The organism is Malikia granosa (assembly GCF_002980595.1).
GTDB lineage: Bacteria > Pseudomonadota > Gammaproteobacteria > Burkholderiales > Burkholderiaceae_C > Malikia > Malikia granosa.
In genome coordinates, this window is record NZ_PVLQ01000085.1 from 1 (window position 1) to 12,265 (window position 12,265).

The 12,265-nt window shown below is 68.4% G+C and carries 14 protein-coding genes; 10 read left to right on the plus strand and 4 right to left on the minus strand.

Annotation, left to right across the window (positions count from 1 at the left end; translation table 11 throughout):
- Positions 1-393 (minus strand): 2-dehydropantoate 2-reductase N-terminal domain-containing protein (locus C6P64_RS15725; RefSeq protein WP_281257976.1); only part of this gene is annotated, 393 nt, incomplete at its 3' end.
- A gap of 78 nt (positions 394-471) precedes the next feature.
- Positions 472-1,119 carry a LysE/ArgO family amino acid transporter gene (locus C6P64_RS15730; protein WP_105749489.1) on the minus strand — a complete coding sequence of 216 codons (648 nt, stop codon included), beginning with the start codon at positions 1,117-1,119 and terminating at the stop codon, positions 472-474.
- Positions 1,120-1,237: 118 nt separating this feature from the next.
- Here C6P64_RS15730 and argP point away from each other — a divergent pair, with 118 nt between their 5' ends.
- Positions 1,238-2,167 carry an HTH-type transcriptional regulator ArgP gene (argP, locus tag C6P64_RS15735; RefSeq protein ID WP_105749490.1) on the plus strand — a complete coding sequence of 310 codons (930 nt, stop codon included), beginning with the start codon at positions 1,238-1,240 and terminating at the stop codon, positions 2,165-2,167.
- Positions 2,168-2,207: 40 nt separating this feature from the next.
- Here the strand turns inward: argP and C6P64_RS15740 are convergent, their stop codons facing one another.
- Positions 2,208-2,543, minus strand: a complete 336-nt coding sequence (locus tag C6P64_RS15740) for a c-type cytochrome (protein ID WP_105749491.1) — start codon at positions 2,541-2,543, stop codon at positions 2,208-2,210.
- 81 nt (positions 2,544-2,624) lie between these two features.
- Between C6P64_RS15740 and argS the strand changes: the two genes are divergently transcribed.
- From argS to C6P64_RS15785, 9 genes are all read left to right on the plus strand, one after another.
- Positions 2,625-4,298 (plus strand): arginine--tRNA ligase, encoded by a 1,674-nt coding sequence (gene argS / locus C6P64_RS15745; protein ID WP_105749492.1) that lies wholly within the window; start codon positions 2,625-2,627, stop codon positions 4,296-4,298.
- The gene (locus C6P64_RS15750; RefSeq protein WP_342747552.1) at positions 4,299-4,961 is read left to right on the plus strand and encodes an SPOR domain-containing protein; all 663 of its coding nucleotides are present in this window, start codon (positions 4,299-4,301) and stop codon (positions 4,959-4,961) included.
- A 27-nt stretch (positions 4,962-4,988) separates the two neighbouring features.
- Positions 4,989-5,621: a thiol:disulfide interchange protein DsbA/DsbL gene (locus tag C6P64_RS15755; RefSeq protein ID WP_105749494.1), complete on the plus strand. Its 633-nt coding sequence runs from the start codon at positions 4,989-4,991 to the stop codon at positions 5,619-5,621.
- Positions 5,622-5,758: 137 nt separating this feature from the next.
- Complete coding sequence (lptA, locus tag C6P64_RS15760; protein WP_105749495.1) at positions 5,759-6,379, plus strand: lipopolysaccharide transport periplasmic protein LptA; 621 nt, start codon at positions 5,759-5,761, stop codon at positions 6,377-6,379.
- The gene (gene lptB / locus C6P64_RS15765) at positions 6,376-7,131 is read left to right on the plus strand and encodes an LPS export ABC transporter ATP-binding protein (protein ID WP_105749496.1); all 756 of its coding nucleotides are present in this window, start codon (positions 6,376-6,378) and stop codon (positions 7,129-7,131) included. The genes lptA and lptB overlap by 4 nt, the downstream gene beginning before the upstream one ends.
- A 13-nt stretch (positions 7,132-7,144) precedes the next feature.
- A complete protein-coding gene (gene rpoN / locus C6P64_RS15770; RefSeq protein WP_105749497.1) occupies positions 7,145-8,773 on the plus strand; it encodes an RNA polymerase factor sigma-54 in 1,629 nt (542 codons plus the stop codon).
- A 76-nt stretch (positions 8,774-8,849) separates the two neighbouring features.
- On the plus strand, positions 8,850-10,184 hold the full coding sequence (locus C6P64_RS15775; RefSeq protein ID WP_105749498.1) for a THUMP domain-containing class I SAM-dependent RNA methyltransferase: 1,335 nt from the start codon (positions 8,850-8,852) through the stop codon (positions 10,182-10,184).
- Complete coding sequence (locus C6P64_RS15780) at positions 10,181-10,597, plus strand: PIN domain-containing protein (protein WP_105749499.1); 417 nt, start codon at positions 10,181-10,183, stop codon at positions 10,595-10,597. Before C6P64_RS15775 ends, C6P64_RS15780 begins: the two co-directional genes overlap by 4 nt.
- A 360-nt stretch (positions 10,598-10,957) precedes the next feature.
- Positions 10,958-11,659 (plus strand): hypothetical protein, encoded by a 702-nt coding sequence (locus C6P64_RS15785; RefSeq protein WP_105749500.1) that lies wholly within the window; start codon positions 10,958-10,960, stop codon positions 11,657-11,659.
- A gap of 83 nt (positions 11,660-11,742) precedes the next feature.
- On the opposite strand, the gene pgk is transcribed toward C6P64_RS15785, so the two are convergent.
- Positions 11,743-12,265: phosphoglycerate kinase (gene pgk, locus C6P64_RS15790; RefSeq protein ID WP_105749501.1), on the minus strand; the 523-nt coding region annotated here is incomplete at its 5' end.

The window sequence follows — 12,265 nt, forward strand, 5'->3', positions numbered from 1 at the left end:
GAACTGGGCGCGCGCCTTCTGGGTGAAGCCGACCGGAATGGTCGACTTGATCACCATCACCGCCGCCGGGTTGATCGCGAGCACGTCGCGGATCACGGCCTCGACCGAGCCGGTGTTGAAGTAGTTGGTCGCCGGGTCGTAGTCGGTCGGGGTGGCGATGATGACGTAGTCGGCGCCTTCGTAGGCCTCGCGCTTGTCGAGCGTCGCGCGCAGGTTCAGCGGCTTCTCTGCCAGGTACTGCTCGATGTCGGCGTCCTCGATCGGCGACTGGCGCGCATTGAGCTGCTCGACCTTGGACGGGATGATGTCGAGCGCGACGACTTCGTTCTGCTGGGCCAGCAGCACGGCGTTCGAGAGGCCGACGTAGCCGGTACCGGCGATGGCGATTTTCATGGCGGGTAGGGGGCCGGACCGGCCCTGAATCAGGATCCGGCTATGTTAGCGCTCCCGGGTGACGGTTGTTCGCCGGTCTCAGCCCAGGCTGCTGAGCAGCCAGGCCGCGGTGCCCCACATCATGAGCGCGACCAGGCCGTCGATGGCGCGCCAGAGCCAGGCCGATCCGAGCCGGCGGCCCAGCCAGCAGGTCGCTGCGCCCAGCAGCGTGAACCAGAGCAGCGATCCGGTCAGCGCGCCAGCGCCGAACAGCTGGTTGCCGGGCCGGCCCCAGGCCAGCGAGGCGCTGCCTATCAGCACCGCGGTGTCGAGCCAGGCATGGGGGTTGAGCCAGGAGAAGGCCAGCGCCGTCAGCACGGCCTGGCGCCGCGTCATCGGTTGGCCGGCATCGGTATCGGCCGCCAGCGGCTGGCTGGAGCCCGGGCGCCAGCAGCGCTGGCCCGCCTGCCAGCCGTAGACCAGCAGGAACAGCACGCCGGCACCGACCAGCGCGCCCTGCAGCTTGTCGCTCAAGCCCCCGAGCTCGGCCAGCCCGAGCACGCCGAGCGTGATCAGCACGAAGTCGGCCAGCATGCTGGTGGCCACCGTCAGCCAGAGATGCTGGCGGCGCAGGCCCATGCGCATGACATGCGCGTTCTGCGGCCCGATCGCCATGATCAGCGACAGGCTCAGCGCCAGGCCGGCGCTGAAGGCAGGGGGCAGCAGGGAGGGCAGGGCGATCGACATGGCAGGGACTCCGTGGGCGCTGCACAGCTTGCGGCGCGCTGGTGCTCAGTGTGCCGCCTTGCGCCTGCATTTAAACTCAGTTAAATAAATCTGGTTTCAATCAAGAAATACTTGAATCATGCTCGACGCCCGTCAGCTCGAAGCCCTGGTCGCCGTGCTCGAGCATGGCAGTTTCGGCGCCGCGGCCGAACAGCTGCACCTGACGCTGGCGGCGGTCTCGCTGCGCGTCAAGGCGCTCGAGGAGTCGCTGGGCCAGCACCTGCTGGTGCGCGGCAAGCGCCTGCGGGCAACCGTCGCGGGCCAGGCCCTGCTCGCGCATGCACGCCAGCTGCAGCTGATGGAGGCCGACCTGCTCGCGAGCCTGCCGGGTCATCTGCCCGCCGCCGGGCAAGACTGGCACCGGCTGAGCGTGGCGGTCAATGCCGACTCGGTCGCGGCCTGGTTCCTGCCGGGCGTCGCGCCCTTGCTGCGGCGCCAGCGCCTGCTGCTCGACATCGTGGTCGATGACCAGGACCACACCCATGATGCGCTCAAGCATGGCGAGGTCAATGGCTGCGTCACGACGCTGGCCAGCCCGATGCACGGCTGCGTCGCCGAGCCGCTGGGCGTGATGCGCTACCGCTGCGTCGCCTTGCCGGAGCTGGTGCAGCAATGCCGCAGCGCCGGCGCCGCGGTCTCGCCGCATCGCCTGCTGGCCTTGCCGGCGGTGATCTTCAACCGCAAGGACGCGCTGCAGGACATCTTTCTCGAGCGCCATTTCGGCCTGCGCCAGGCGGCCTATCCGCGCCATTTCGTGCCGGCCACCGATGCCTTCATGGCCGCGCTCGAGCTCGGCCTGGGCTGGGGCATGGTGCCCGAGCATGAGCTCGCGCGCCGGGTCGGCGGCCCCGAGCTGATCGACTTGCTGCCGCAGGCGACGGTCGATGTGGCGCTCTACTGGCAGCATTGGCTGCGCGAGCCGCCGTCGGCGCAAGCCCTGACCCAGGCGGTCCGGCAAGCCGCCAGCCAGCAGCTCGCTCCCTTGCCGCCGGCAGCAGGGGGCGACTGAGCATGGGCCGCAGCCGGCTTCAGGCTTCAGGCTTCAGGCTTCAGAGCGCCAGTATCCAGTCGGCCAGCTGGCGCGCCTCGGCCTCGCTGACCGGCACCCGCGTGCCGGCGCCGGGCATCTTCATCGCGCCCCAGTGCTTGCCGTCCGCCAGCAGCGGTGAGCCCTTGGTGATGATCTCGACCATGATCGATTCGGCCTGCCTGACCTTTCTGTACTTGGTCCCGATGTTGCGCAACGAGGGCGCGAGGGCATCCCGGTCGACGCTGTGGCAACCTAGGCATTGCTTGGCCTGTGCCAGGTCCGGGATCTCGGCGGCTAAGGCCGGCGCCAGGGCCGCGCTGGCCAGGACCAGGGCGGCAATCGGTGTTTTCTTCATGGGATTCCAGTAAGGCGTGACGCCTGCTCTCGAGACCGTGAATATAAGGTCCGGGCGGTGTCAATCGTAGAATCCGGCTCCATGCTCACCGTCAAAAACGAACTGCTCGCCGCCCTGGCTGCCGAGCTGGAAAAACTCTCCCCCGGCGCCGGCGCGAAGGCCGCTTTCGAAAACCCGAAGGTGGCCGCGCATGGCGACTACGCCTGCACCGCCGCGATGCAGCTGGCCAAGGCGCTCAAGTCCAACCCGCGCCAGCTGGCCCAGCAGCTGGTCGACGCGCTGCTGGCCACCCCGGCCTATGCGCAGTGGGTCGAGGCGCTCGAGATCGCCGGTCCCGGCTTCCTCAACGTCAAGTTGAAAGCCGCCGCCAAGCAGCAGATCGTGCGCGAGGTGCTCGAAGCCGGCGCCTGCTTCGGCCAGCAGCCGGCGCGCGAGGAGCGGGTGCTGGTGGAATTCGTCTCGGCCAACCCGACCGGTCCGCTGCACGTGGGCCATGGCCGCCAGGCCGCGCTCGGCGACGCGATCTGCAACCTGTTCCAGACCCAGGGCTGGAACGTGCACCGAGAGTTCTACTACAACGACGCCGGCGTGCAGATCCAGACCCTGGCCAACAGCACCCAGCTGCGCGCCAAGGGCTTCAAGCCGGGCGATGCCGAATGGCCCGAGGCCGCCTACAACGGCGACTACATCCAGGACATCGCGAACGACTTCCTCGCCAAGAAGACGGTCAAGGCCGACGATCGCTCTTTTTCAGCCAGCGGCGATGTGAACGACCTCGACGGCATCCGCCAGTTCGCGGTCGCCTACCTGCGCCACGAGCAGGATCTGGATTTGCAGGCCTTCCAGGTCAAGTTCGACCATTACTACCTGGAGTCCAGCCTCTACACCAGCGGCCGGGTCGAGCAGGCGGTACAGAAGCTCATCGACGCCGGCAAGACCTACGAGCAGGACGGCGCGCTCTGGCTGCGCAGCACCGACTACGGCGACGACAAGGACCGCGTGATGCGCAAGTCCGATGGCGGCTACACCTATTTCGTGCCCGATGTCGCCTACCACATCACCAAGTTCGAGCGCGGCTTCGGCAAGGTGATCAACATCCAGGGCACCGACCACCACGGCACCATCGCGCGCGTGCGCGCCGGCCTGCAGGCGGCCAATGTCGGCATCCCCGAGGGCTATCCGGACTATGTGCTGCACACCATGGTGCGCGTGGTCAAGGGCGGCGAGGAGGTCAAGATCTCCAAGCGCGCCGGCAGCTATGTCACGCTGCGTGACCTGATCGAATGGACCAGCAAGGACGCGGTGCGCTTCTTCCTGCTGAGCCGCAAGCCCGACACCGAATACACCTTCGACGTCGACCTGGCGATCCAGCAGAACAACGACAACCCGGTGTTCTACGTGCAATACGCCCATGCGCGCATCTGCTCGGTGCTGGCGGCCTGGGGTGGCGATGTCGCCAGCCTGAAGGCCGTTGACCTGTCGCCGCTGCAAGGTCCGCAGGCCCAGGCGCTGATGCTGCAGCTGGCCAAGTACCCCGAGATGCTGAGCGCCGCGGCGCAGGACTTCGCGCCGCACGACGTCACCTTCTACCTGCGCGAGCTGGCCTCGAGCTACCACAGCTACTACGACGCCGAGCGCATCCTGGTCGATGACGAGGCCGTCAAGCAAGCCCGGCTGGCGCTGGTGGCAGCAACCGCGCAGGTGTTGCACAATGGCCTGGCCGTGCTCGGTGTCAGCGCGCCACAGAAGATGTAAATGCCTATGAACAAGCACAGGGGGGGAACCCTGCTCGGATTCATCCTGGGTCTGCTGGTCGGACTCGGGGCCGCGCTGGCGGTCGCCGTCTACGTGACCAAGGTGCCGATTCCGCTGGTCGACCGGGGCCTGCAGCCCAAGCCCGACCAGGATGCGCAGGAGCAGCTGCGCAACCGTGACTGGAACCCGAACGCGGGCCTGGCCAGCAAGACCGTGCCGGTGACCAAGCCGGCCGAGGACAGCGCGCCGGCCGCCGCTGCGCCAGCTCCGGCTGCCGTCGCGGTGCCCGCCGAGCAGCCGGCCAAGCCAGCCCCCGCGCCTGTTGCCGTGCCGCCCGAGTCCAAGCCGGCAGCGGCGGCCAAGCCAGCGGCCAAGGACCCGCTCGGCGAGCTGATCGATGCGCGCAGCGACGCGGCCAAGCCCGAGCCCTACATCTACTTCGTCCAGGCCGGCGCCTTCCGCGCGCCCGAGGAAGCCGAGACCCAGCGCGCCAAGCTCGCGATGCTGGGCTTCGACTTCAAGGTCAGCGAGCGCGAACAGGCCGGTCGTCTGGTCTACCGGCTGCGCCTCGGCCCCTACAGCAGCAAGGCCGAAGCCGACCGGGTGCAGGAGCGCCTGGTGGGCCAGGGCGTCGAGGTGGCGCTGGTGCGCAGCCAGCGCTGAACCCCTACCGGATCAGGAGTCTTTTTCATGCAACGTCGAATCTTCAACCGCACCCTGCTGGCGGGTTCCGCCCTGGCCGGCACCGGCCTGCTGAGCCTGCCAGTCCAGGCCCAGTCCGGCTTCAAGGAAGGCAAGGACTACCTGCGCCTCAAGCAGCCGGTGGCCGTCGATGCGCCGGCCGGCCAGGTCGAGGTGCTGGAGTTCTTCTCCTATGGCTGCATCCACTGCTTCCAGTTCGAGCCCCAGGTCAAGGCCTGGCTGCAGCAGAAACCGGCCCATGTGAGCTTCAAGCGGGTGCCGGTGTTCGCCGAGCCGCTGCAGCGCGTCTACTACGCGCTCGAGGCCATGGGCCAGCTCGAGGCTACGCACGACAAGCTGTTCGCGCTGTTCTTTACCGACTCGGTGCGCCCGGCCGGCAACAAGCCCGAGGCGATGGCCGACTGGGTGGCCAAGGCCGGCGTCGATCGTGCCAAGTTCCTCGCCGCCTACCAGTCCTTCGGCGTCGCCGGCAAGGTCAAGCGCGCCAGCCAGCTGGCCGACCTGTACCAGGTCGAGGGCACGCCGGCGGTCGGCATCGCGGGCCGCTTCCTGGTGCCCGGCCAGGCCGAGCGCACCCTGCCCATCGTCAATGCGCTGATCGCCGAAGCCCGCAAGGGCTGAGCCGGCCGCCTGTCCTGCACCCGAGCCTGCCACCGCGCAGGCTTTTTTTTCGCCCGCGCCCGGCAGCCGCAGCGGATGACGTGACCGGGAGACGCCCTGTCGCTACAATCAATGCAAGTTTCGTGCCGCCCCAGACCATGCCCCAGACCACCACCCTACGCTTTTCGCTGACCGCCCTGCTGGCGCTGGTCTGTGCCAGCTGGACGCCTGCCGCCCTGGCCGAGCGGGCCGATCGCGAACAGGCGATGAACGCCGAGGCCGACGCGCTGCGCTATGACGACGCGAGCCAGACCAGCATCTTCACCGGCCGGGTCGTGATCACCAAGGGCACGATCCAGATCCGCGGCGCCCGGGTCGAGGTCAGGCAGGACCCGCAGGGCCACCAGTTCGGCATCGTGCTCGCGGGGCCGGACCAGGTCGCGAGCTTCCGCCAGAAGCGCGAGGGCCTGGACGAGTACATCGAGGGCCAGGCGCAGCGGATCGAATACGACAGCCGGGCCGACCAGGTCAAGTTCAGCGGCCAGGCGGTGCTGCGCCGCTACCGGGGCCAGGTCCTGAGCGACGAGACCGCCGGCGCCGTGATCGTCTACGACAACCGGACCGAGGTGTTCCGGGTCGAGGGCGGCGCGACCAGCGCCTCGCCGGCCAACCCCTCGGGCCGGGTGCGCGCCACGCTCGCACCGCGTTCGCGCGCCGAGCCCGCTGCCGGCAAGCCAGTCGGCCTGCAGCCGAGCACCGGCCTCGGAGTCCAGCCATGAACGCCGTCTGCAGCAGCCGGCTCGAGGTGCGCGGGCTGCAGAAGTCCTATGGCAGCCGCATGGTGGTCAAGGATGTCTCGCTGTCGGTCGAATGCGGCGAGGTGGTCGGCTTGCTCGGCCCCAACGGCGCCGGCAAGACCACCTCCTTCTACATGATCGTCGGCCTGGTGCGGGTCGATGCCGGCCAGATCCGGCTCGACGGCCAGCCGATCGAGAACCTGCCGATGCACCGCCGCGCCCGGCTCGGCCTGGGCTACCTGCCGCAGGAGGCCTCGATCTTCCGCAAGCTCAGCGTCGAGGACAACATCCGCGCCGTGCTCGAGCTGCAGGTCGATGCCAAGGGCAAGGCCCTGGGCCAGGCCGAGATCGAGCGTCGGCTCGAGGCCTTGCTGCAGGAGCTCAACATCGAGCATCTGCGCGCCACCCCCGCGCCGGCATTGTCGGGCGGCGAGCGGCGCCGGGTCGAGGTCGCGCGCGCGCTGGCGACCGATCCGCGCTTCATCCTGCTCGACGAGCCCTTCGCCGGCGTCGATCCGATCGCGGTGATCGAGATCCAGCGCATCATCGGCTTCCTGACCGCGCGCGGCATCGGGGTGCTGATCACCGACCACAATGTGCGCGAGACGCTGGGCATCTGCGACCATGCCTGCATCATCAGCGAGGGCCGCGTCCTCGCGCAGGGCACGCCGGCCGAGATCATCCAGAACGCCGATGTGCGCCGGGTCTATCTCGGCGAACATTTCCGCATGTGAAGCACAGATGTCCATGAAACCCGGGCTGTCGCTGCGCCATTCCCAGCAGCTGTCGCTGACGCCGCAGTTGCAGCAATCGATCCGATTGCTGCAACTGTCCACGCTCGAGATGGCGCAGGAAGTCGAGCAGATGCTCGACGACAACCCCTTCCTCGAGCTCGATGCCGAGGCCGAGCAGGCCGAAGGCGAGGCCCATGGTCTCGGCCAGGCCGACGCGCCCGTCAGCCTGGGCGACCAGGTCAGCGAGGCGGCGGAGCTGCCGCCTTCCCCGCTGGCCCAGGGCCCGGGCGCGGCGGCCGAGTCCGAGGCCGCGACCGGTCCGGCCGCTGAATCCGGCAGCGATAGCGGCAATGAGAGCGGCGACGAGATGGTCGCGCTCGACGCCGGCTGGGAGGGCGACGGCCTGGTCGAGACCAGTCCCGACGATGGCGAATGGGGCGGCGAGGCACCGGCGCGCCAGGGCCCGGGCGGCGACGAGGAGGGCGCGAGCGCCATCGACCTCGCGAGCGAGTGGGTCACGCTGCAGTCCCACCTGCACCAGCAGTCGCTCTCCCTGCGCCTGAACGACGAGGAGCGCGCCGCGCTCTACTTCCTGATCGAGTCGCTCGACGAGAACGGCTACCTGGCCGACCCGCTGCCCGAGCTGGCCGAGGCCCTGCTGCTGCAGGAGGAAATGGCACGCGGCCAAGCCTGGCCCGAGCCCCTGCGCTTCGAGCGCCAGGAGGCCTTGCTGCAGCTCTTGCACACCGCCCTGCACTGGCTGCAGCACATGGAGCCGGCCGGCGTCGGCGCACGCGACCTGGCCGAATGCCTGAAGCTGCAGATCCTCGAGCTGCGCAACAGTCCGGCGGCGCGCGCTGCGCTGGCGATCTGCGAGCAACCGCTCGAGCTGCTGGCCAAGCGCGATGTCAAGCGCCTGGTCGTGCAATGCGGCCTCGACGACCTGCTGGTGCGCGAGGCGCTGGCGCTGATCACGCGGCTCGAGCCCAAGCCCGGCCGGCGCTTTGCCGACCTGCAGCGCAACATCGTCGTGCCCGACGTGCTCGTGAGTGCCACCGAGCAGGGCTTCCAGGTCCGGCTCAACCCCGAGGTGATGCCGCGCCTGCGCGTGCAGGAGGTCTATGCCAGCGCGCTGCGCGGCCACAAGGGCGAGGCAGCCCAGGGCATGCAGCAGCGGCTGCAGGAGGCACGCTGGTTCATCAAGAACATCCAGCAGCGCTTCGACACCATCCTGCGCGTCGCGACCGCGATCGTCGAGCGCCAGCGCCGCTTCTTCCAGCAGGGCGAGCTCGCGATGCGCCCGCTGGTACTGCGCGAGATCGCCGACGAGCTCGGCCTGCACGAGTCGACCATCAGTCGCGTCACCAGCGCCAAGTACATGGCGACGCCGTTCGGCACCTACGAGCTCAAGTATTTCTTCGGCTCCGGCCTCGGCACCGAGACCGGGGTCAACGCCTCGAGCACCGCGGTGCGCGCGCTGATCAAGCAGCTGGTCGCGGCCGAGGACCCGAAGAAGCCGCTCAGCGACAGCCAGATCGCCGAGCTGCTCAAGGCCCAGGGCATCGAGTGCGCGCGCCGCACCGTCGCCAAGTACCGCGAGGCGCTGCGCATCGCGCCGACCCATCTGCGCAAGGCGCTGTAAGCTCGCGCCAGCGCTTACACTCCCCGGCCCGGGCCCGCAAGCCCGGAGCCTGTCCACCCGAGCACCGAGATCCGCCATGAATGCTTTGACCCTGTTCCTGCCTTGCGCCGCCGGCGTCGAGGGCTATCTGGCCGCCGAGATCGAGCGCATCACCGGCCTGCCGCAGGCCAGCATGCTGGCCTCGCGCGGCGGTGTCGAGCTGCCCGGCAGCTGGCGCGACGCGATGAAGCTCAACCTGCACAGCCGGCTGAGCCAGCGCGTGCTGGTGCGGCTGGCCTACCAGCCCTACCGCAGCGAGCATGATGTCTACGACATCGCGAGCGAGGTGGCCTGGGAGATCTGGTTCACGCCGCGCCAGACCATCAAGGTCGAGGTCACGGCCCAGCACAGCCCGCTGCAGAGCCTGAACTTCGCCGCGCTGCGGGTCAAGGATGCGATCTGCGACCGCCTGCGCCACAAGCGCGGCGAGCGCCCGAGCGTCGACACGCTGCGCCCCGACGTGCGCATCTTCACCCACCTGACCCATGACGCCTGCACGGTCTACATCGACACCTCGGGCGAGCCGCTGTTCAAGCGCGGCTGGCGCGAGGACAAGGGCGACGCGCCGCTGAAGGAAACCCTGGCCGCCGCGATGATCGCCGCCACCGGCTGGACCGGCGAGCCGGGCCCCGACGGCCAGCCGGTGCCGCTCTACGACCCCTGCTGCGGCAGCGGCACGGTGCTGATCGAGGCGGCGCAGATGGCGCTTCACATCGCGCCTGGCGGACAGCGCCGTTTCGCCTTCGAGAAGCTGCTGCCCTACCAGCCCCATGTCTGGCAGGCACTCAAGCAGGAAGCCAAGGACGCCGAGCGTCCGCTGCCGGCCCAGCCCTTCATCTTCGGCAGCGACATCGCCTTCCGCATGGTCGATTTCGCGCGTCGCAATGCCGAGCGGGCCGGCGTCATGCAGGCGCTCGAGCTGCGCGGCGGCGACGCGCTGCAGCGCATGCCGCCGACCACCACGCCGGGCGTGCTGCTGCTGAACCCGCCCTACGGCGAGCGCATCGCGGCTGCCGGCGTTGCCGGCCAGCGCGCCGAGAGCCGCGCGGCCGGTCGTGGCGGCGTGCGCGTCTTCACTGCCGGCGCACCGGTCGAGACCACGCTGCGCGGGCGCGAGACCGCACAGACCGCCGACGGGCTCGAGAACAACGACTTCTTCGCTCAGCTCGCCTCGCACTGGAAGAAGCATTACGCCGGCTGGAGCGCCTGGCTGCTGACGCCCGACCTCAAGCTGCCGGCCAAGATGCGCTTCAAGGAATCGCGCCGGGTACCGATGTGGAACGGCCCGATCGAATGCCGCCTGTTCCGCTTCGACCTGCTGGCCGGCTCGGCGCGCAAGCCAGCTGCCGTTCCCGAGCCGGACCAGCGATGACTGCCTTGCCGGCCTTCGTCATCGACACCAACTGGCTGCTCGACCTCTGGGTGTTCGACGATCCGCACGCGCAGCCGGTGCGCGCCGCGCTCGAGTCGGGCCAGCTGCGTTGGCTCGCGACGCCAGCGATGCGCGACGAGTTCTTGCGCGTGCTCGGCTATCCAGCCGTCGCCAAGCGCCTGCAGGCCCTGGCGCGCACCCCCCTGGCGGTGCTGGCCGAATTCGAGTCCCGGGTCGAATGGGCGCCAGTCGCGCCGCGCGCGCCGGTGCGCTGTGCCGATCCGGACGACCAGTGCTTCATCGACCTCGCGCTGCAGCAGCGCGCCACGCTGCTCAGCAAGGACAAGGCCGTGCTGGCCTGCCGCAAGCGCCTGCAGGCTCTTGGCATCGCGGTGCAGCCGCACTGGCCTTGAATCCCTGATATGACTTAAATGCTAAAGAAATAATTTTTGTGCCATATATGTTGACAATGGCAAGGCAATATTTATAATTTGTCTCAGGTTGTCTTGCGACGACCTCCCGCTTTTCCTCCCTGAGCGGGTGCCTGATGTGTGACAGCAACAAGGCTTCTTACCCCGGTCCTGTCGACCGGGGTTTTTTTTGCCTGTACTTCTTGCTGCGGTCGCGATCCGGCCGACTGCAAGCCGGCGCCTGGACATGCAAAAACTGACCACGTCAGATCAGATACATGTTGTTACGATAAACTCGGCGAGTTACATATCAAATCGCCCATTTATTGAGCGGTGAAAAGCCGTTTACTACATCCAAATCTGATGAAAAAGATTGTCTTCCATGCACTGCTGGCCACCGCCGGCATGGCTTGCGCAATGAGCGCGAGCGCCCAGGAATCCGCGCAGCAGGCCTCGGCCTTCAGGATGCCCGAGACTGTGCTGGCCTACGGTTCGGTCGGCAGCCAGGGGCTTGGCGTCGGTCTCGGCGTGGCGCTGGGCGAGAAGTCCAGCCTGCGCGCCGAACTCTCGACCGCCAGCTACAGCTTCAACACGACCGAGAGCAATATCCGCTACAAGGGCGACCTCGACGTCAAGGGCATCTCGCTGCTGGCCGACTACTTTCCGTTTGGCGGCAAGTTCCGCCTGACGGGGGGCGTCAACTTCGGCAAGGCCGGCGCCAATTTCAAGGGCGAGGCCACTGGTGGCCAAATCGACGTCAACGGCACCATGTATGCCGTCGCGCCGGGTGAAAGCATCGGCGCCACGCTCGATTTCCCGAAGCCGCGCCCCTACCTCGGCATCGGCTGGGGCCTGGGCCAGCTGTCGCAGAAAGGTTTCCGGTTCGGCATTGACATCGGTGCCGAGATCGGCAAGGCCAAGGGCGACCTGACGGCCACCTCGGGTCTGCAAGCCCTGCCAGGCTTCAGCGCCGACTTCGACCAGGAACGCCAGTCCTACCGCAACGAGATCGAGAAGATCGGTTTCTATCCGGTCGTCAAGCTCAGCGTCGGCTACGCGTTCTGAACGCGGGCGGGCGCAAAAAAGCCGGCACGCAGCCGGCTCATGCCTGACGCAGGCAGGACCTTGCCGGTCCCGCCCGTTTACGCTCAGGCGCGCTTGGCCAGCACCTCGAAGGCCGGCAGGGTCTTGCCTTCGAGCACCTCGAGGAAGGCGCCGCCGCCGGTGCTGATGTAGCCGACATCGTCGGTGATGTGGTACTTGGCGATCGCGGCCAGGGTGTCGCCGCCGCCGGCGATCGAGAACGCCTCCGAGTGCGCGATCGCCGATGCCATCATCTTGGTGCCGCCCGCGAACTGCGGGTACTCGAACACGCCGACCGGGCCGTTCCAGACGATGGTGCCGGCGTGCGCGATGATCTCGGTCAGCTTGGCCGAGGTCTTGGGGCCGACGTCCAGGATGCGGTCGTGCGGGCCGACTTCCTCCACCGGGATGCGGTTGGCGCGCGCCAGCGCCGACACCTCGTCGGCCACCACCACGTCGACCGGCAGCGGCACTTCGGCGCCGCGCTCCTTCATGATGTCCATCACCTGCTGCGCCTCGCGCACCATCTCGGGCTCGGCCAGTGAGTCGCCGATGCGCTTGCCGGCAGCCAGCAGGAAGGTGTTGGCG

Coding starts and splice junctions, on each gene's coding strand:
- C6P64_RS15730 (WP_105749489.1), bottom strand. CDS start 1,119: ATGTCGATCGCCCTGCCCTCCCTGCTGCCCCCTGCCTTCAGCGCCGGC.
- argP (WP_105749490.1), top strand. CDS start 1,238: ATGCTCGACGCCCGTCAGCTCGAAGCCCTGGTCGCCGTGCTCGAGCAT.
- C6P64_RS15740 (WP_105749491.1), bottom strand. CDS start 2,543: ATGAAGAAAACACCGATTGCCGCCCTGGTCCTGGCCAGCGCGGCCCTG.
- argS (WP_105749492.1), top strand. CDS start 2,625: ATGCTCACCGTCAAAAACGAACTGCTCGCCGCCCTGGCTGCCGAGCTG.
- C6P64_RS15750 (WP_342747552.1), top strand. CDS start 4,299: ATGCCTATGAACAAGCACAGGGGGGGAACCCTGCTCGGATTCATCCTG.
- C6P64_RS15755 (WP_105749494.1), top strand. CDS start 4,989: ATGCAACGTCGAATCTTCAACCGCACCCTGCTGGCGGGTTCCGCCCTG.
- lptA (WP_105749495.1), top strand. CDS start 5,759: ATGCCCCAGACCACCACCCTACGCTTTTCGCTGACCGCCCTGCTGGCG.
- lptB (WP_105749496.1), top strand. CDS start 6,376: ATGAACGCCGTCTGCAGCAGCCGGCTCGAGGTGCGCGGGCTGCAGAAG.
- rpoN (WP_105749497.1), top strand. CDS start 7,145: ATGAAACCCGGGCTGTCGCTGCGCCATTCCCAGCAGCTGTCGCTGACG.
- C6P64_RS15775 (WP_105749498.1), top strand. CDS start 8,850: ATGAATGCTTTGACCCTGTTCCTGCCTTGCGCCGCCGGCGTCGAGGGC.
- C6P64_RS15780 (WP_105749499.1), top strand. CDS start 10,181: ATGACTGCCTTGCCGGCCTTCGTCATCGACACCAACTGGCTGCTCGAC.
- C6P64_RS15785 (WP_105749500.1), top strand. CDS start 10,958: ATGAAAAAGATTGTCTTCCATGCACTGCTGGCCACCGCCGGCATGGCT.